Here is a 20,773-nt window from a genome sequence, read left to right on the forward strand (position 1 = left end):
GTCGCTTCTCCGTGGAGCACTGGTTGCAATTGATGTGGGAGTCGCTGGGCACGCTGCTTTGGGCGGGGCTCATCTTCACCATCCCGCTCACCCTGATCACCTTCGTTCTCGGCTTAGCGCTCGGCCTCGTCACCGCCGTCACCCGGCTGTTCGGCCCAAAACCGCTTGTCGCCGTCGCGCGCTTCTATGTCTGGGTGATCCGCGGCACGCCGCTGCTGGTGCAGCTGTTCGTCATCTTCTACGGCCTGCCGAGCATGGGCATCCTGCTCGACGCCTTTCCGGCCGCCGTCATCGGCTTCACGCTGAATGTCGGCGCCTACTCATCCGAGATCATCCGCGCCGTCATCTCCTCCGTGCCGAAGGGCCAGTGGGAAGCGGCCTATTCCATCGGCATGAACTGGCGCCAGGCGATGAGCCGCACCATCCTGCCGCAGGCGGCCCGCGTCGCCGTGCCGCCGCTGTCGAACACCTTCATCTCGCTGGTCAAGGACACCTCGCTGGCCGCCGCGATCACCGTGCCGGAACTGTTCCAGGCCGCACAGCGCATCGTCGCGACCACCTATGAGCCGCTGATCCTCTATATCGAGGCCGCCATCATCTATCTCGTGCTCAGCACCTTCCTCTCGACGCTGCAGGGCTACCTCGAACGCCGTTTCGCCCGCTCCGGCGGCACGCTGGAGGCGCGGACATGATCGAGCTGTCACATATCGAAAAACGCTTCGGCGACAGTGTCATCCTGAAGGATATCAGCCTGACCATTCCGGAAGGTACGGTGACGGCGCTGGTCGGCCCTTCCGGCGGCGGCAAGAGCACGCTTTTGCGCTGCATAAACCTCCTGGAAATCCCGACGGCCGGCACGATCCGCATCGGCGACGTGAGCACCACCTTCCAGCCGGGCAAGAAAACTGCCTGGCAGGATATCCAGAAGATCCGCCGCCAGACCGGCATGGTCTTCCAGAATTTCCAGCTCTTTCCGCACAGGACCGCCATCGAAAACGTCATGGAGGGCCTGACGACGGTGCTGCGCTGGCCGGCCGACAAGGCGCGCGCCCGCGCCGTCGAGCTTCTGACCAAGGTCGGCATGGCGCACAAGATCGATGCCTGGCCATCGACGCTCTCCGGCGGGCAGCAGCAGCGCGTGGCGATCGCCCGCGCCCTTGCCCCCTCGCCCCGCGTTCTCCTCTGCGACGAGCCGACCTCGGCGCTCGATCCGGAACTGGCCGCCGAAGTCGTCGATGTCCTCGGCCGGCTCGCCAACGAGGGCACGACCATGGTGATGGCGACGCACGACCTGCGCCTCGCCTCGAAGATCGCCACGAATGTCGTCTTCCTCGAAGCCGGCAACATCGTCGAAACCGGCCCCTCCCGCACCATCTTCGGCGCACCTCAGCAGGAACGGACGAAGCAGTTCATCTCGACGCTGAATGCGGGGCATAGTTACGATATATGAGATCGGGGCGTCTTCCCGGAGATCCCAGATTCACACCGGCACGATCCGGTAGCCCTCGGAGGCCCGTTCTACGCGGCCAAAGCCGGTGATATGACCACCGGCGATAATCCAGCCTTCGCGGGCGGCATCTTCCAATGTCGCCTGACGAGTTCGCACCGCCATCTCGGGGTCGAGGTCGAAAACCAGGCCGATCTTCGGATCGCCGGGCTGAAGATCTTCCAAATGCAAGGTGTCGCCCCAGATCAGGAGATCCTTGTTCTCAGCGTCGATCCGATCGCCGCCGCGCACCAGATAGCCGGTGTGGCCGGGGGTGTGACCCGGCAGAAGGCGGGCCTCTATACCGGCCAACACAGGGCCATCCGGAATCTGCCGGACTCGAGACCCATAGATGCGGACAAGCTGCTCAGCTATCTTGAAGCCGCCGCGGCGCGCCTCCGGTGTCGCCTCTCGAGCGACCGGATCGGTGAAAAAGGCAAAATCCCTGGCCGGCACGAATACTTCGGCATTGGCGAAATACGGTGCATCTCCGTCGAACAGACCGAGCGCATGGTCCCCATGGATATGGGTCAGCAATATCAGCCGGATCTGGTCCGGCGTGATGCCGGCCTCATGCAACGCCGAACGCGCATGGCCGTATTTGGGTCCCCAAGCGGTCCCGGTACCGGCGTCCACGAGAATGATGCCGTCGGCGCCGCGCAGGGCGAAACAGTTTACATCCACCTGAAGCGTCGGCTTGCCCAACGCCTCGATCGCGCGCTGCCGTGCAACGCCGCCATCCGCATGGATCAACACGTCCGCCGGCGCTTCGAAGACGCCATCGCGTAAAAGGATAACGTCATACTGCCCGAAACGCCGGAGACTGTCGGTCATGGATGCGATCTCGCCTTGAAGGCCACGTTCAGGAAAGGGCCGGCCCAGGAGCCGGCCACTTCCTTTGTCTCGTGACGGACCCTAAGCCCCGTAGACGACGAGCAGATCCTTGGCGTCGATCTGGTCGCCGGCAAGGACGAGGACTTCGGTGATGGTGCCGTCCTTCTCCGCATGCAGCGCCGTCTCCATCTTCATCGCTTCGATGGAGACGAGCACGTCGCCGGCCTTGATCGCCTGGCCGGGGGTGACAAAGACACGGGAGATGACGCCCGGCATCGGCGCGCCGACATGGGCGGCATTGCCGGGTTCCGCCTTGCGACGGGCGGCACTGCCCGCAGCACCGTGGGCGCGATCCGGCACCTTGATGCGGCGTGGCTGGCCATTGAGCTCGAAGAACACCGTCACCATGCCCTTCTCGTCGGTCGCCGTCATCGCCTGGTTGACGACCACCAGCGTCTTGCCCTTCTCGATCTCAGCAAAGAGTTCGCCGCCTTCCTTCAATCCGTAGAAGTAGGCGGGCGTCGGCAGCACCGAGACCGGGCCATAGGTATCGGCGGCCAGCGCATAGTCGGTAAAGACCTTCGGGTACATCAGGTAGGAGGCAAACTCGAAATCGTCGACCTTGCGCTCGAGCTTGGTCTCGATGACCTTGCGCTCCGCATCGAGATCAGCTTCGGCCAGCAGCGAGCCTGGGCGCACGGTATAGGGCGCATCGCCCTTGAGAGCCTTCTTCTGCAAGGCTTCCGGCCATCCGCCCGGCGGCTGGCCGAGATCGCCCTTCAGCATCGAGACCACCGATTCCGGGAAGGAGACTTCGCGGTCGGGATTGACGACGTCGGCAACTGTCAGGTCCTGTGAGACCATCATCAGCGCCATGTCGCCGACCACCTTGGACGACGGCGTTACCTTGACGATATCGCCGAACATCTGGTTGGCGTCGGCATAGGCCTGCGCCACCTGATGCCAGCGGGTCTCGAGACCGAGCGAGCGCGCCTGTTCCTTGAGATTGGTGAACTGGCCGCCCGGCATTTCGTGCAGGTAGACTTCCGAGGCCGGTCCCTTGAGATCGCTCTCGAAGGCCGCATACTGATGGCGCACCGCTTCCCAGTAGAAGGAGACGCGGCGGATCCATTCGGGATCGAGCCCCGGATCACGCTCCGTGCCCTTCAAGGCCTCGACGATCGAGCCGAGGCAGGGCTGCGAGGTATTGCCGGAAAGCGCATCCATTGCCGCATCGACCGCATCGACGCCGGCATCGACGGCGGCCAGCACCGTGGCGGCGGCTATGCCCGAGGTATCATGCGTGTGGAAGTGGATCGGCAGGCTGGTCGCCTCGCGCAGTGCCTTGAACAGTACCTTGGCGGCGGCCGGTTTCAGAAGACCCGCCATATCCTTCAGCGCAATGATATGGGCACCGGCCTTTTCCAGCTCGACGGCAAGATCGGTATAGTACTTCAGATCATACTTCGGGCGAGCGGAATTGAGGATGTCGCCAGTATAGCAGATCGCCGCCTCGCAGAGCTTGTTCTCCTCGATGATGGCATCCATCGACACGCGCATGTTCTCGACCCAGTTCAGGCAGTCGAAGACGCGGAAGAGATCGATGCCGCCCTTGGCCGCCTGGCGGACGAAGTATTTCACGACATTGTCGGGATAGTTGGTGTAGCCGACGCCGTTGGCGCCGCGCAACAGCATCTGCAGGAGCAGGTTCGGCGCACCCTCGCGGATCAGCGACAGGCGCTCCCACGGATCTTCGGTGAGGAAGCGCATGGAGACGTCGAACGTCGCGCCGCCCCAGCATTCGAGCGACAGCAGTTGCGGTAGCGCCCGGGCATAGGTGCCGGCCACTTGCGCGATGTCGAAGGTGCGCATGCGGGTGGCGAGCAGCGACTGATGGCCGTCGCGCATCGTCGTGTCGGTCAAAAGCACGCGCTTTTCGTTGCGCATCCATTCGGCGAATTTCTGCGGGCCGAGCTTATCGAGCCGCTGCTTGCTGCCATCGGGCACCTTGCCATCGATATAGGGCAGAATGGGCTCGGCGGCCTTTGGCGACGGCGCAGGCCGGCCACGGGCTTCCGGATGGCCGTTGACCGTGACGTCGGCCAGATAGGTGAGCAGCTTGGTGGCGCGGTCCTGGCGCTTGACCTGCTGGAACAGTTCCGGCGTCGTGTCGATGAAGCGCGTCGTATAGCTGTTGTCGCGGAACTTCGGGTGGGTGATGATCGCTTCGAGGAAGGTGAGGTTCGTCGCCACGCCGCGAATACGGAATTCGCGCAGCGCCCGGTCCATGCGGGCGATCGTCTCGTCCGGCGTCGACGCCCAGGCGGTCACCTTGACCAGCAGCGGATCGTAGAAACGGGTGATGATCGCGCCGGAATAGGCCGTGCCGCCATCGAGACGGATGCCGAAGCCGGCGGCCGAGCGATAGGCGGTGATGCGGCCATAGTCAGGAATGAAGTTGTGTTCCGGATCCTCGGTCGTCACGCGGCACTGCAGCGCATGGCCGTTGAGGCGGATGTCCGCCTGCTTCGGCACGCCCGAGCCCGGCGTGCCTATGGCAAAGCCGTCGAGGATATGGATCTGCGCCTTGACGATGTCGATGCCGGTGACGACTTCGGTGACGGTATGCTCGACCTGGATGCGCGGATTGACTTCGATGAAGTAGAATTTGCCGGTATCGGCATCCATCAGATATTCGACGGTGCCGGCGCCGACATAGCCGGTCGCGCCGGCGATCTTCAGCGAATAGGCGGCCAGCTCCTGGCGCTGCGCGTCGTTGAGGTAGGGCGCGGGGGCACGCTCGACGACCTTCTGGTTACGGCGCTGGACCGAACAGTCGCGCTCGAACAGATGCACGACATTGCCATGCGTGTCGCCGAGAACCTGGCTCTCGACGTGGCGGGCACGCTCCACCAGCTTTTCCAGATAGACTTCGTCCTTGCCGAAGGCGGCCATCGCCTCGCGCTTGGCTTCCGTCACTTCCTTGGCCAGATCCTTGGGGTCACGGATGGCGCGCATGCCGCGACCGCCGCCGCCCCAGGAGGCTTTCAGCATTACCGGATAACCGATCTCCTCGGCCATCTTCGCCACGATCTTCATATCGTCGGGCAGCGGCTCGGTTGCCGGCACCACCGGCACGCCGACCGAGATCGCCAGGTTGCGGGCCGCCACCTTGTTGCCGAGCTGGCGCATCGTATCGGCGCGCGGGCCGATGAAGATGATGCCGGCGGCATCGCAGGCGTCGACGAACTCGGGGCTTTCCGACAGCAGGCCGTAGCCGGGATGGATGGCATCGGCGCCGGACAGCTTGGCGACGCGGATGATCTCGTCGATCGACAGATAACTCTCGATCGGACCGAGATCACGCGCCAGATGCGGGCCGCGGCCGACCTGATAACTCTCGTCCGCCTTGAAGCGGTGCAATGCCAGTTTGTCTTCCTCGGCCCAGATGGCGACGGTTTTAATCCCGAGCTCATTGGCGGCGCGAAACACGCGGATCGCAATCTCGGAACGGTTGGCAACCAGGATCTTGGATATGGGCAATGCTGTCTCCTCACGGCATCGAAACGGGCAATGCTGCACCCGCGAAGAGAATTCTTAACTTCTTGTCACGAGAAGTTCAATTTCCCGTAGCGTCAGAAACCAAAATAGTTGCGGCTAGGGAACAAGTCCATTTCTGAAGGCGATTGCGACGATATGCTGGCGGTTCCGGGCGTTCAACTTGTCCTGGATGCTGTTCATATACCAATCGACAGTATGGTTTGAGATCTTCAGCGTGCGGCTGATCTCCATCGAGGTCATGCCTTCCGACAGATAGTTCAGCACCTCCATCTCGCGTCTGGTCAGCTTGGCGTCGGTCGTGGGAGTTTCCTCCAGCGGCCGCGCCTCGTCGCGCAGCTCCAGAAGCCGCCAGAACGTCTTTTTGGCCACGGCATCGAACAACGAAAGTTCCGAGGGCGACAGATCGACCGCATTGCCGCCGACCGTCATCGTGCCCAGCAGGCCGTTGCGCCCGTGAATGGGAAAGATATAGCCGTCGACAAGCCCGTTGGCGCGGGCATCGGCCATCATCTGCTCCATGCGGCGGCGAAGCGGATCGCCCTTCAAGGCCGCCATCGCATCGCGCCAGCGGAATGGCCGCTGCGCCTGGCCGAGATAGCGGATGGTCGGATCGACAAGCACATATTTCCGCGCGACATAGGTCAGCGGCCACTTGTCCGGCCAGCGACCGGCAAGCATAACGCTGACAAGGTCGACAGCCGGCCGCGGCTGCCTCAGCAGGCCATAGAAATCGAACTTGTAGGAGCGCAGCACCAGCTCCAGCTCCGCCACGACATTCTTGGCCTGCTTGCATTCTTCAATGACCACAAGCAATTGTATTAACGAATGAATATTCACACATACCCCCTGGCTTGAAAGCCTGGTTCTTCATCGGCGAGCGCCCCATTCGATATCCACTCGGCCATGCGGCGCGGCGAATGGCGGGCAAACATACTCGGGTCGAGATAAAATTGAACGTCTTTGGCGAGAAATTCAGTATTCAACTTCGAATAGCAATCACCTCGCCCCACGACAATGCTAATGAAGGCAAGTATTCCTAAATCCTCATATTTCTCAAGCGGCCAACAGCCCGCCTTGGCGGTTTGGCGCATAACCCATGAAATTTCCTCTGAAAAAACAGCGCCGGATTCCGTTAATCGCCGGTTCAGGTAGCAATCTGTAGTGTCGCCAACATTCCGAAATTGCTGATGCACAGAGGTTGCCAGACGTGTCTCTTTTCAAAGTCTATGCAAGAGCCCTGAAGTATCTTGGCGCGTATCGTTACCGCGTTTGGATGGTCGTCGTCGCAAACATCGCGTTGGCCATGACCACCATCTATGAGCCGGTTCTGTTCGGCCGCATCTTCGACGCCATCGGCAAGAAAGAGCCGGTGACGCCGACCATGATGCTGTGGGCCGGTTTCGCCGTCTTCAGCGCGGTGGCCTTCATCATCGTTTCCCGCGAGGCGGACCGTCTCGCCCATGGCCGTCGCGCATCGCTGCTGACGGAAGCCTTCAGCCGCATCATTTCCATGCCTTTGTCCTGGCATAGCCAGCGCGGCACGGCCAGCGCGCTGAACACGCTGCTGCGCGCTTGCGAAGCCCTGTTCGGCCTGTGGCTCGAATTCATGCGCAACCACCTGACGACGGCCGTGGCACTTATCGTGATGGTCCCGACCGCCGTGGCCATGGACCTGCGCCTGTCCGCGGTTCTCGTTCTGCTCGGCATCTTCTACTGGATCGTCGGCAGCCTGGTCATGAGCCGCACCAAGGACGGCCAGACTTCGGTCGAGAGCCACTACAATACCGTCTTCTCGCATGTCAGCGACTCGATCAGCAACGTCTCGGTGCTGCATAGCTACAATCGCATCGAGGCTGAAACCAAGGCGCTGAAGTCCTTTACCGAACACCTGCTTGCCGCCCAGTATCCGGTCCTCGACTGGTGGGCGCTCGCCGGCGCGCTGAACCGCACGGCCTCGACCATCGCGATGATGGCGATCCTGATGATCGGCACGGTACTCGTCCAGGGCGGCAGCCTCAGCATCGGCGCGCTGATCACCTTCATCGCCTTTGCCAACGTGCTGATCGGCCGCCTGGAGCTGCTGCGCAACTTCGCCAACCAGATTTTCGAAGCCCGCGCCAAGCTGGTGGACTTCTATGAACTGGAAGATTCCGTCCGCGACCGCGAGGAACCGGCTGGCCTTGCCGAGATTAAGGACGTCAAGGGCGAGGTTGAGTTCCGCGATGTTTCCTTCGGCTTCGGCAACAGCGCACAGGGCCTGCACAACATCAACTTCACGGTGAAGGCCGGCCAGACCGTCGCCATCGTCGGCCCGACCGGCGCCGGCAAGACGACGCTGGTCAACCTGCTGCAACGTGTCTTCGATCCGCAGGGCGGCCAGATCCTTGTCGACGGTCACGACATCACCAAGGTGACGCGCAAGTCGCTGCGCCGCTACATCGCCACGGTCTTCCAGGACGCAGGTCTGCTGAACCGCTCGATCAGCGACAACATCCGTCTCGGCCGCGAGGGTGCGACCGAGGAAGAGATGATGCGCGCTGCCGAAGCGGCTGCCGCCAACGACTTCATCGAGACGCGCGAAAGCGGCTATGAGACCCGCGTCGGCGAGCGCGGCAACAAGCTCTCCGGTGGTGAACGCCAGCGTATTGCGATTGCCCGCGCCATCCTCAAGGACGCGCCGATCCTCGTGCTTGACGAAGCGACCAGCGCGCTCGACGTGGAGACCGAGAACCGCGTCAAGGCGGCGATCGACAATCTCAGGCAGAACCGCACGACCTTCATCATCGCCCACCGTCTGTCGACGGTACGCGAAGCTGATATCGTCCTCTTCCTTGAGAACGGACGCGTTATCGAGAACGGCAGCTTCAGCGCGCTCAGCCAGAGCAACGGCCGCTTCGCCGCCCTGCTGCGCGCCAGCGGTATCCTGACGGACGAGGAAGTCCGCAAGGCCCATACCACGGAACACGAAGCCGCCTGATCATTCGAATGGGGCCCAAAAGTCGAAGCCGGGGGAGCAATGCTCCCCCGGTTTTTTTTGCGCGCGTTGATACCCTCGCCCGTGGGGCGGAACTAAGAGACAAAACAAGAAAGGCCCGGTAGGGAAAACCGGGCCTTTCTCCTGCTCTGATCGGAGGTCAAATCGGTCCCGACGACCGCGGAGTTATGACGGGCGCCAGATCGGTTATGATTAGCTTCAGGCCAGGGTAGGACTGGCGTTAAGCCGGGATCAGATCAGAACTTGCGCTCGAAGCGCAAGGCACCTGTCCACTGATCGGAATTGGTGGCATCGTAGCGCATGTAGGTAAGTTCAGGCGTGACGGCCAGGTCCTTGACCGGGCGCCAGGCTAGGTTCGTCGTCGCCTGCAAAATGCCGCTGTCAGTATAGGCAACCATCGTGGTGTTCTGCAGCTTCGGCGTAAACGTGTAGCTGAAGCCGGTCCAGAAGGCCCAGTCGCCCCATCCGCAATCCGCACCATTCCTCGGGCAAGCCGCCGAATTGGTGTTGAGGAAGGATCCGGCATATTTGTTCAGCTTGTCACCGTCGGTATTCCAGCCACCCATGAAGAACGGCTTGAAGGCGCCGAAATCGCCATCGATACGCGCCTTGATGGCGCCTTCTTCGACGATGGAATCATATCCGCCGACGATCCTGAGCTGGAACATGCTGCCTTTGTAGCCCGCACCGACGACGACGTCGGGAGCATAATGATTGGCCTCTCCGGTCTGCCACGCACCGCGATAGGATGAGGTGGTTGCCGAGGAGTTGCTATCTTCCAGCGACACCAATGCGGTGAAGCCGTTGCCGGAATCATACTTGTAGGTGAGCTGGTTAAGCTCCTTCGGGCCTTCGTAGATGACCTCGTCGTTGATCAGACTGGTCGTGTAGCCCATGTACATCGTATATTGGGAGTCGAGCTTGCCGACGGTGAAGCCACCGAGGCTGATATTGGCAAACAGCAGCCTCGCGTTGGTGGTGCCGCCATCCTGCCAATCCCACCGATAAACGGTGTTGGTCTTGAGCGGACCATATTCAGTATCGGAGGCGGTATCGAAGGAAAGTTCCGCGCGGGTGTGCCATTGTGTGCCGATGCGGCTTGCAGCGTTCCTCGGGTCCTTCCAATAGCCCTCGGTGCGGACCTTGCCGCCAACCTTCAAACAGGTTTCGGTTCCGGGAATGAAGAAGTAGCCAGCGCCATAGGCGTCGCAAATACGAACATATTCAAGTGGTTCCGGCTCGGCGGCCACAATGGCGTCAGCCGCCCGCGCTCCCGAGACGGCGGCCAGGGCAGCGGCCGAACCAAGAAGAAGACCTCTGATATTCATGATTGCTCCAATCCAGTATCGATTGGGCATGAGTTATCGCGTCGAAAATTCGACGCTCCCTACCCCATTCCCGTTTTGACGATCCCCACAATTACGCCACGCACCCGTTCGGGCACGTATGACGCCGGGGTGGCGACGCTCCCCGAGCGTCGCCACGGATTCGATTTAGGGATTTCAATTTTGCACAACAAGATTTTGAGCAATTAAATATCGACTGCGGCGCACCGAAACATCACTGCGTTGCAGAAAAATCACGTCACAATCCATTCACGAAAGTGTCGTGAATGGATTGTCCCTGAAAATCAATCTGTTGTTCGTCTGGTACTGAATGGCCACCAGACGGGTTATCGGCGCCGTTCGACCCGTATAGGCAGGGGAAGCACGCCCACCGATGTCTTGGCGGGGCGATGGTTGGCGGTATCCAGCCGCTTGTGCTCGAGATAATAAGCATAGGCGAACTGCAGGACGATACCGACAACCACATAAGCGGCGCCGACGGCCGGGTCCTTCTCCGTGACATAGAGGATGACCTGTCCCGCCATGGCGAGGATCGTGCCGGCAACGAAGATGCTGAGGGAATGCCGCCCGAAGATCGCCAGCGGGTGGTTGGCCGGCCGGCGCAGCAATCGCGAGACGGCCGGTATGCAGACGATGAGATAGGCAAGCGCCAGCACATGCAACAGCCGCGGCAGCGACAGGAAGGTCTTGTCGAAACCGGTGACGACGGTGGGCAGGCCGAGCGCAGCCAACTGATCGCCCAGCACCCAGAGCTTATCTGTAACCCAGATGAAGGACAGCATGACATAGGCCAGCGAAAGCGCGAACAGGACCGGATTATAGGCAATCCGGCCGCCACGCTTCACATGCATGATGGCGACGAAACCGATGACAAACAGGAATTGCCAGGACAGCGGGTTCAGGAACCAGAAGCCGTCGAGCAGCGTCGTGTGCGGCGCGATCTGGTAGATGCCGGCGAGCAGCCAGACGGCACCAGAAACCAGGAGTAGAAGCAACGGGCTTTTCGCCTCCAGCACCAGCATCAGCGGCAGCATGAGAAACAACGCCCCATACATCGGCAGGATATTGTTATAACCGATCTGGTGGCCAAGCAGCAGCAGCGCCGGAATGCCGCGAGCCGGATCCATCAGCACCGCAAGGATATTCACCTCGCAGAGCAGGCCCACCTGGCGGAAAATCCAGGCGCCGGAGATGAACAGCACCAGCGTGATAAAGGTGGTGATCATATGCGCCGTATAAAGCGTGAAGGCGCGCTTGACTGCCTTCCAGGCGGTCGAGAGCCGATTGCCGGGCTTGAACCGCGTTCCGTAGGCAAGGCCGACCGAGATGCCGGAGATCAGCACGAAAGCCTCTGCCGCATCGGAAAAACCGAAATTCTTTGTCGTTAGCCGTTCGAAGAACTGGCCGGGTACGTGATTGATGAAGATCGTGATCAGGGCCAAAGCCCTCAAAACATCCAGCCTGGTATCGCGCCCTGCCGACATTTTCGGCGAACCGATGGCGCTTCCCGACTGTGTGTCGATATGTGCCCTGATGTTCATGAACATCTCCTGTTCCGACAATCAAATGCGGATGGGGCCAAAGAGTTCCCTCCTTGGCCCCATCGATCGATGCGAAACAGTGCACGAAAACGTTACTGCTCGATCGGATAGCCCTCTTCGGGATGGGCAAGCGCCCTGTCATTCACGGTGACCGAGTATCCGCTCTCATCGGGCGCTTTTGAGACGGAAATGCGGTATTTTCCGCTCGACAGATCGAGATCCGCCGCAAAGCCATCCCACGTCGACGGCAGCGCCGGCTTGACGTAGAGGCGGCCGTTCTTGACGCGGATGCCGAGAATGCCCTCGATCGCGACGCGATAGAACCAGCCGGCCGAGCCCGTATACCAGGTCCAGCCGCCACGGCCGGTCAATTGCCCCTCACCATAAATGTCGGCGGCAATGACATAGGGCTCGACGCGATAGGTATCGGCCTGATCACGATCAAGTGCGTGGTTGACCGGGTTCAGCATCTCGAAGCAACGCCAGGCATCGTCGCCACGGTTCATTTCCGCCAGCGCCATGACCACCCAAGTGGCGGCATGGGTATACTGACCGCCATTCTCGCGAACACCCGGCGGATAGGACTTGATGTAGCCCGGATCGCGCGCCGACTTGGAGAAAGGCGGCGTGAACAGCCGGATCATTCGGTTGTCGTCGTCGACCAGCTTTTCGAGAACGGCGTTCATCGCCGTCTCGCCGCGCTTGGGGTCGCCTTCGCCGGAGAGGATGTTCCAGGATTGCGCGATCGAATCGATCTGGCATTCGAAGTTCTCGCTGGAGCCGAGCGGGCTGCCGTCGTCGAAATAGCCACGGCGATAATGGTTGCCGTCCCAGCCCGCTGTTTCCAGCGACTTGCGCAGTTCGGGCAGATGCTTGGTCCAGCGCTCGACGCGCTCCTTGTCGCCGCGCGCTTCCGCGTAGGGCAGGAAGGCGGTGAGCGTGCCGGCAAGGAACCAGCCGAGCCAGACGCTTTCACCGCGACCCTGAATGCCGACACGGTTCATGCCGTCGTTCCAGTCGCCGCCGAGGATCAGCGGCAGGCCGTTGCCGCCCTTGCGCTTGATGGCGAGATCGAGTGCCAGCGCCGCATGCTCGTAGACGCTGACCTTATCCTCGGACACGCTCGGCTGGTAGAAGGCGTCATGCGTTCCGGGCATGAGGGCGGCACCCTCGACGAAGGCAAGCTCCTCATCCAGAAGCGACTTGTCGCCCGTCACCGTGCAATACTGGTTGATCGCATAGGCGAGCCAGACGACGTCGTCCGAGATATGCGTGCGCACGCCGGCGCCGCTGCCCGGCAGCCACCAATGCTGCACGTCGCCTTCGCGGAACTGGCGCTGGGCCGCATTGACGATCTGCTTGCGCGCAAGTTCCGGCGCATGCGTCAGGAAGGCCAGCGTATCCTGCAACTGGTCGCGGAAGCCGAAGGCGCCCGATGCCTGATAGAAGGCGGTGCGCGCCATGATACGGCAGCCAAGGCTCTGATAGGGGAGCCAGGCGTTGATCATGTTGTTCATCGCCTTATCCGGCGTCGAGATTTGCAGACGGCCGGTAAAACCGTCCCAGAAGCCGCGAGTGGCCGAAAGCACCGTCTCGAAATCCGCCTTGCGGATCTCGGCGACCAATGAACGCGCCTCTTCGAGAGAAGCGGTATCGCCCATGTAGAAGCAGATATCCTTCTCTTCGCCCGCACCGATGGTCAGGTCGAAGGCGAGTGCCGCGCAGGGATCGCCGTCGAGGTCGGTGGAGTTGGAGAGGACGGCGCCGGAGACAACGGCTTCCGGCATCTGCACCGTGCCGTGACGGCCGATGAATTCGCGGCGGCTGGCCGAGAAGCTCGAATGCGCCTCGCTTGCCGCCATGAAGGCGACCCGCTTGGAATAATCGATGCTGTAGGGATTGTTGGCAAACAGCGCTCCCGTCTCCTCGTCCAGCGACGAGAGGATGAAAGGCTTGGTCTTGTGCGGATTGATGCCAAGCACCCATTCCGCATAGTTGTAGAGCCGCAACCGCCGGGTGCTCTTGCCCTTGTTGCTGACGCGCAGGCGGAAGACCTTCACGGGACGCTCGCGATCGACCGTCTGCGTCAGTTCCAGCGCAATACCGTTCTCTTCGCTCGAGAAGACCGAATAGCCGAGGCCGTGGCGGGCCTCATATTGAACCTTCGGATTGCGCGACAGGCCGGCATAGGGGGTCATGACCGCATTGCTGTCGAGATCGGTCACATAAAGCGCCTCGCCCGGACGGTTGATGACCATGTCGTTGGTCCATGGGGTCAACTGATAGTCGCGCGAATTGTGGCTCCAGGTGAAACCGCCGCCTTCGGCGGGCACATGGAAGCCGAAGCGCTCATTGGTGATGACGTTGATCCACGGATGCGGCGTCGATTGTCCCCCGGCAAGCCGGACGACATATTCGCGGCCGTTTTCGGCGAAGCCGCCGTAGCCGTTCCAGAAGTCGAGATCGGCCTGCGCTCCCAGTTCCGTGGCCACAAACACCGATTCCTGCGGCGCGAGCGCCACGGCACGGCGATCGACCGGGGCCTGATCGCCCTGCGGTGCCGAGCCGAACAGCGTTGCGGCACGAGCGATCTGGTCGACCAGCTTGCCGTTGCGGGCATGGAAGACGACGCGGGAGGAGGCGAGGATCTGCTGATAGGTCTCGTTCTCGATCAGGTCCTTGCGCACCGCGAAGATGTGCTGGCGCAGCCCATCCCCCTGATTGTGGCGGATATGGTCGGCAAGCGCATCCAGCTGATGCTGCATCGCCTGTACATGCTCGGCGGCGCATTCGTTGAGAATCACCAGATCGGCGGCGATACCGCGCGAGCGCAGATATTCCCCGGCACTCAGCGCTTCCTTGGCGATTTCGATGTCGATTTCGTCATTGATGCGCAGCGTGAAGATCGGGAAATCGCCGGAAATCGTCACCGGCCAGAGCGCCGACTGCGAATGCAGGCCGGCGAGCACGGTGGCGCTGTCGGCGCGCAGATGCATGTCGGGATAGACGAGATAACGCGCAAGCTTCTGGAAAGCGGCCGCCTGCTGCGAGGAGACGCCGACATGGCGCATCTGCATTTGCGTCCGCGTCCAGGCCTGCGTCAGTTCGGCTGCGAAAGCATCCGGATTGCGGTAGCGGTCCACCGCCTTGTCGACCTCTTCGCGGTTCGGCGCGGCGATCGTCCAGAAGATCACGCTGACTTTCTTGCCGGCCGGTACGCGCACGACGCGGCGCAGCGACAGGCAGGCATCCATCGTGAAGCCTTCCGTGCCCGACAGCGTCGCGCCCGGATCGAAGGCGGCGGCTTCGGCAAGGGTGCGACCACGGCCGAGGAACTTGCGGCGATCCGTCTCGAATTCCGTCGGGCGCTCGGAACCGGCATTGTCGACGACCAGATGCGCGATCGACATGTCCGGCTCGTTATAGTCGCGCTTGTTGCGCTCGGCGCGGAGCACGTCGCCGCTGCCGCCGATTTCGGTGCGCACGAACATGCGCGCGAAGACCGGATGGCCGGAATCGACATCATCGCTGGCAATCGCCGGCTCGAGATAGGAGGTCACTTCGATGAAGCGATCTTCCGTACCCATGTTGAGCAAGGTAACGCGACGGCCTTCGGCGTCGTGTTCAGTGGCGACGATGCACTCGACCTCACTGGTGAGATCGCCGATGGTCTTGCTGTATTCCGCCTTTTCGTCGCTGAAGGCGACCTTGACCTTTTCGCCTTCGATGCTGCGCGGCTCCGATGTCGTCGACCACCATTGGCCGGACACGGTATCGCGCAGGAAGATGAAAGTACCCCAGCGGTCTTCCGTCGGATCGGGCCGCCAGCGCGACACGGTGAGGCCATTCCAGCGCGAATAGCCGGCGCCGGTCGCCGTCAGCATGACGGAGTAATGGCCGTTGGAGAGGAAGGCGAGTTCGCGGTCCCGCGTGGCCGGATCGGCGATCTTGCGGATCTCCGGACGCAGCATGTCTTCCTGAATATTGGCCGGTTGGTCGCTCTCGTGCTTGGCGGCCATGACCGGGATATCGCGCGGCGCCTTTTCCTGCAGCAGCAGTTCGGCCGCTTCGATCACTGGATCGGCGTGGAAGAGTTCACGCAGGCGTCCGTTGAAGGCGACGTTGGCAATAGCCGCAATCGACATGCCATGGTGGTGGGCATAGTAATTGAAGACCACCGCGCATTTCTTGCCTTCGGGAACGCGGGTCGGCGTGAAGTCGACGGCGTCATGGAAGCCATAGATGCCAAGCGCGCCGACCTTGCGCAGCTTCTGCAGGTTTTCGAGCGCCGCTTCCGGCCGATACTGGCTGGCGAGAATGGAGGCATAGGGCGCGATGACGGCATTCTGGCCGAGACCACGCTTCAGGCCGAGCGAGGGCACGCCGAAGTTGGTGTACTGATACTGCATTTGGTGGTCGCGGGCGTTGAAGGCCGCTTCCGAAATGCCCCAGGGAATGCCGGCGCCGAGACGCTTGGCATAGTTCATCTGTTCCTGGACGATCAGATTGTTGGTCTGGTTGAGAATACCGCCCTGACGCTCCTGCATGACGAGCGGCGGCATCAGATATTCGAACATCGAGCCGGACCAGGACACCAGCGCGCCGCGCGATCCCACGGGCACGACCTGACGGCCGAGGCGGTACCAATGCTCCGTCGGCAGGTCGCCCTTGGCGATGGCGAACAGGCTGGTGAGGCGGGCTTCCGACGCCAGCAAGTCGTAGCAGGCGGCATCGAGCTCGTTGGTTTCCACGCGGAAACCGATGGAGAGCAGGCGCCGCTCCGGACGATAGAGGAAGTCGAATTCCATGCCGAAGGCGGTTTCGCGCATACGGTCACGGAGCTTCGCCAGCCGCTGGCGCAGCGCGTCAACATTGGCGAGATCGAAAACGCTGTCGGCGATATGGCCTTCGCAGACCTTCACCAGCGATTGCGACCAGGTGAGCACCTCGCCGCTCTGCTGCGACTTGACCTCATGGTCGAGATTGGCGGCAAGCTTCTCGATATCATGCGCCAGGACCGAAAGATTGATGATGCGGATCGAGGCGAACTCATGCTCGCGCTTGACCGCCGCCAGCGCATTATGGAAGCCGACGATGCGCTCTTCCAGGCGATGGCGCAGCGGACGCACGGTCTTGCGGTCATCCGGAAGTTCGGCGAGCATTTCGCCAAGAATGCCGGCGACATCGCCGATGCCGTCGAGATTGCCCTGCATATGCGCGGAAGGCGCTTCCGCCCAGATGCGGCAGGCCGAGGACACGGCGATCAGGTGACCGGCGAAATTGCCGCTGTCGACCGCCGAGACATAGCGCGCGCCCATCGGTTTCAGCGTGTCCGTGTGATACCAGTTGCAGAGATGTCCCCGGAACTTTTCGAGCTTCTCGACGGTCGCCATGGTCTTTTCCATGCGATCGATGGTTTCCTCGAAGGAAATCCAGCCGAAGTGGCGGGCCGAGATGACCGAGAGAAAATAGACGCCGATATTGGTCGGCGAGGTGCGCGAAGCCACGACCGGATGCGGCGTCTGCTGCACGTTGTCCGGCGGCAGATGGTTCTGCTGGTCGACGACGAAGGTATCGAAATAGCGCCAGGTACGCCGCGCGATCTTGCGCAGTTCCGACGAGACGCTTTCCGACACTTCGAGCTTGTCCTCGGTTTCCGCCGACTGGCTGACATACCAGGCAATCGCCGGCGACAGCACCCAGAGCAACGCGAAGGGAATGCCGACGAGGAAGGCATTGTCGCCCGACAGCGACGCAAAGGCGAGCGCCAGCAGCGCCAGTACCGGCGCATGCCACATGACGCGGTAGTGGCCGAGAATGGTGGTCTGGGCCGCTGCCTGGGCACTGGCGGCGGTCCGCCATTGCAGCATCAGCTTGCGGCTGACGAAGGCGCGGTAGAGCGAACGGCCGATGGCGTCGGCCATGACGCAGGCGCTGTCGGCGATGAAGACGATACGCAGCGCCACTTGCGCATTGGCGGCGCGGATATCCGTCCAGACCGTATAGAGATGGGCGCGGGCGATGATATCGCTGGTGCGCGGAATGATGCCGTTAATGAGCGACAGCGTCGGCGCCACGAATAGGCAGAAGATCAAGAGGATCTGCCAGATCAGGGCACCGAACGGCCCCATGAAATACCAGCCGAGAACCGAGGCGAAGAACCAGGCGATCGGCGTCAGCGAACGACGCAGATTGTCCATCATCTTCCAACGGCCAAGACCGGTGACACCGCGCTTGGGATTGAAGAGGTAGGAAAGCAGCTGCCAATCGCCGCGAGCCCAGCGATGCTGGCGCGAGACTTCGACTTCATAGCGGATCGGGAAGTCTTCCACGAGCTCGCAATCGGTCACCAGCGCACAGCGCGCCATTGAACCTTCGAGCAGATCGTGGCTGAGAACGGCGTTCTCGTCGATCTTGCCCTTCAGCGAGGCCTCGAAGGCATCGATATGATAGAGGCCCTTGCCGGTAAACGTGCCTTCCTCGACCAGATCCTGATAGACGTCGGAAACAGCGAAGACATAGGGGTCAAGACCGCGATTGACGGAGAAGACGCGCTGGAACACCGAAGCGTCCTTGCCGGTCGTCAGCGAAGGGGTGACTCGCGGCTGCAAGACGCCGTAGCCACGAACGACACGCTTGGTCTCGGGATCGAAAACCGGGCGGTTGATCGGATGATGCAGCTTGCCGACGAGCTTCGTCACCGTATCGCGCACCAGGCGCGTGTCGGAATCGAGCGTCATGACGTATTTCACGTCCTTCGGCACGGTATTGGCACCGGGCAGGAAGGTCGTATCTCGGTCGCCGCGCAGGAGCAGGTTCAGTTCGTGCAGCTTGCCGCGCTTGCGCTCCCAGCCCATCCAGGAACCTTCAGCGGGATTGTAGAGGCGGCGGCGATGCAGGAGATAGAAACGCTGCTTGCCGTCCTCGGCGTAGCGAGCCGCGAGGCTGGCGACTTCGCGGCGGGCGTAGTCCAGGATTTCCAGATCGCGCTCGCTCTCTTCCTCCTGGCTGTCCGGCCAGTCGCTGAGCAGCGCGTAATAGACTTCGCCGCGCGGATTGGCGAGATAATGCACCTCGATATTGCGCACCAGTTCGTCGACGCTGTCGCGGTTGCCGATAAGGGTCGGCACGACGACCAGCGTGCGGGCCTCTTCCGGAATGCCTTCCTTGAACTCGTAACCGACGAGGCGCGCCGGCGTGAGGTACATGGTGACGAAGAAATTGAACAGGCCCGTCGCCCCTTCGGACGCCGGCAGCGAGAACATCAGCAGCAGGAGAATGGTTTCAGCCCAGCCCATGCCGGCCTGGATCATGAAATAGCCGACGACGGCCAACGCAAGGGCCGTCAAAAGCATCACGGGCGCTGCAATTGCCAGCCAGTTGAGCTTGCGCCACTGGCGCACGAAACGCGCCGAGAGCAGAGGACGATATCCGATCGCCTTTTCCAGCTTTTCCGTCTGCTGGCCCATGATGTAGTCGCCGATATTCGGCTCTTGCGGCTGCGGCTCGCCCGAAGCCTTGGCGGCTTCCGTCATCGCCATGGCGACCTGGGCGATTTCCATCTCGGTCTTCTTGGAGCGGCGGGCGAGCTTTTCGATGCGGCGGCGATAGCTGTTGCGCGAACCGGGATCGAGCTTGGCGTAGTCGGTCTCGTCCCACAGCAGCTTGTCGACCGCGCTCACCTCCTCGACCCAGACCGACCAGTCCGTATCGTCGATCAGGCGCAGGCTCTTGATGATGTTGCCCATCGTCACATTGCCGGACGACAGCCGGTTATGCTCGGCCATCATGACGCTTTCGGCGTCCGTACCGGCATCCGCCATGCGCTTTTCCATCCAGGTGACGGCGAGACCCGAGGTGTGGGAGCCATCACGGAGACGATAAAGGAACTGCGTCGCAAACGTATTGTCCGAGGTATAGGGCTCGAGCGTCTTCAGGAATTCGGCGACCTTGGCGTCGTCGTTAAGGCGGATCAGCTCGTCGACGGCCTCGTTGGCCTTCTTGCGCGTGATGCGGCTCTGCTCAACGCGGCTGGAGATGCGGCGCAGATTGTCGACCAGGATATAGCGCACCAGCGACGGGACGGCCCATAACTCGCCGATCTTCAGCATCTCCACCGACTGGAAGCCTTCCACCAGCGCCAGCAGGCCCTGGTTGGACACGGTGCTGTGCGTGTGGGCGACATAGAGCCAGGCGAGCGCCATGGTGCGCGGCATGACCATGCCGCCGATGGTGATCGTCTGCAGCTGATCGTAGAACTTCTTCGGGAAATCGCGGCGGACTTCCTGGATCGCCTCTTCGATGACGTAATGGTTGTCGAGCAGCCATTCTGCCGCCGGCGTGATCGATTCGCCCGCGTCGACATCGGCATTGGCCGAACGATAGACCCGCAGGATCTCCTTCTCGTTCTCCTTGTGGCGCGCGAAGAAGTCGAAAGGCGCAAAGCCCGGCAGCGTCGTCTTGGCGCCGTTGCGGGCGAAGGTCGCGCCGCATTCGCGTATCTGCTCGTTGGAGAAATAGGTAGCCCGGATCGAATCATTGTGATCGATCTGCTTGGCTTCAGAATCGCGTAGCGAAACAGTGGAGAGATTTTGTGTCGTCATGGATTCGGGTTCTGGGTCCAAACAGAGTGACAGGCATTATCGCCTTTGATGTCTTTATTCTGCCCGACACAACCATTCACACATTTGGACCCTTTTGCTTCGCTTCCCGGCGCGCGAAGGGGGTGAATTGGAGGTGGCGGCTTAGAACAAACGATTCAGGCGAAGATTTTCATGGGGTTTTCTTCGGGATCGTGGCGATTTTACGCCACCATGCGAAACAGGCTTCCCATGAAACTTGAAAGGCGGCCGGATCGCTCCGACAGCAGTCCCGGTGCGTTAAAAACAATCGATCAGGGTCACGAGGCATTCTCCTTGGGCTGACTTCTTGCAAACAGGAAGCAGGGTATTTCAGACTGAGCCCTCCATATCCCGCTGAAGATGAACTTAAACTGAACTCCCTCAAAAGA

Annotated in this window: 10 protein-coding genes; 3 read left to right on the top strand and 7 right to left on the bottom strand. The window is 61.5% G+C overall.

The genetic code is table 11. From position 1 onward, the window contains the following. Positions 1 to 11: 11 nt before the first annotated feature. Positions 12 to 692, top strand: coding sequence for an amino acid ABC transporter permease (locus EX00_RS01920; RefSeq protein ID WP_047453586.1), 681 nt, complete (start codon positions 12 to 14; stop codon positions 690 to 692). Further along, positions 689 to 1,450 (top strand): amino acid ABC transporter ATP-binding protein, encoded by a 762-nt coding sequence (locus EX00_RS01925; RefSeq protein WP_047453588.1) that lies wholly within the window; start codon positions 689 to 691, stop codon positions 1,448 to 1,450. Before EX00_RS01920 ends, EX00_RS01925 begins: the two co-directional genes overlap by 4 nt. A gap of 30 nt (positions 1,451 to 1,480) precedes the next feature. Here the strand turns inward: EX00_RS01925 and aidB are convergent, their stop codons facing one another. The 4 genes from aidB to EX00_RS01945 form a co-directional block, all read right to left on the bottom strand. Further along, positions 1,481 to 2,320, bottom strand: a complete 840-nt coding sequence (gene aidB, locus EX00_RS01930; protein WP_047453590.1) for an AidB family quorum-quenching N-acyl homoserine lactonase — start codon at positions 2,318 to 2,320, stop codon at positions 1,481 to 1,483. An 81-nt stretch (positions 2,321 to 2,401) separates the two neighbouring features. Then, positions 2,402 to 5,863 carry a pyruvate carboxylase gene (pyc, locus tag EX00_RS01935; protein WP_047453592.1) on the bottom strand — a complete coding sequence of 1,154 codons (3,462 nt, stop codon included), beginning with the start codon at positions 5,861 to 5,863 and terminating at the stop codon, positions 2,402 to 2,404. Positions 5,864 to 5,977: 114 nt separating this feature from the next. Beyond that, a complete protein-coding gene (locus EX00_RS01940; protein ID WP_047453594.1) occupies positions 5,978 to 6,718 on the bottom strand; it encodes a helix-turn-helix transcriptional regulator in 741 nt (246 codons plus the stop codon). Then, positions 6,715 to 7,074, bottom strand: a complete 360-nt coding sequence (locus EX00_RS01945; RefSeq protein ID WP_155294001.1) for a hypothetical protein — start codon at positions 7,072 to 7,074, stop codon at positions 6,715 to 6,717. The genes EX00_RS01940 and EX00_RS01945 overlap by 4 nt, the downstream gene beginning before the upstream one ends. Positions 7,075 to 7,088: 14 nt before the next feature. Here EX00_RS01945 and EX00_RS01950 point away from each other — a divergent pair, with 14 nt between their 5' ends. Next, positions 7,089 to 8,858 carry a glucan ABC transporter ATP-binding protein/ permease gene (locus tag EX00_RS01950; RefSeq protein ID WP_047453597.1) on the top strand — a complete coding sequence of 590 codons (1,770 nt, stop codon included), beginning with the start codon at positions 7,089 to 7,091 and terminating at the stop codon, positions 8,856 to 8,858. A gap of 254 nt (positions 8,859 to 9,112) precedes the next feature. Here EX00_RS01950 and EX00_RS01955 read toward each other — a convergent pair whose 3' ends face one another. The 3 genes from EX00_RS01955 to EX00_RS01965 form a co-directional block, all read right to left on the bottom strand. Beyond that, on the bottom strand, positions 9,113 to 10,204 hold the full coding sequence (locus EX00_RS01955) for a porin (RefSeq protein WP_047453600.1): 1,092 nt from the start codon (positions 10,202 to 10,204) through the stop codon (positions 9,113 to 9,115). Positions 10,205 to 10,548: 344 nt separating this feature from the next. Continuing rightward, complete coding sequence (locus EX00_RS01960; RefSeq protein WP_234708954.1) at positions 10,549 to 11,706, bottom strand: OpgC family protein; 1,158 nt, start codon at positions 11,704 to 11,706, stop codon at positions 10,549 to 10,551. A 149-nt stretch (positions 11,707 to 11,855) separates the two neighbouring features. Continuing rightward, positions 11,856 to 20,366, bottom strand: a complete 8,511-nt coding sequence (locus tag EX00_RS01965) for a glycoside hydrolase family 94 protein (protein WP_047453603.1) — start codon at positions 20,364 to 20,366, stop codon at positions 11,856 to 11,858. Between the last annotated feature and the right edge of the window lie 407 nt (positions 20,367 to 20,773).

Source organism: Martinezella rhizogenes (genome assembly GCF_000799715.1).
Classification (GTDB): Bacteria; Pseudomonadota; Alphaproteobacteria; order Rhizobiales; family Rhizobiaceae; genus Rhizobium; species Rhizobium rhizogenes_C.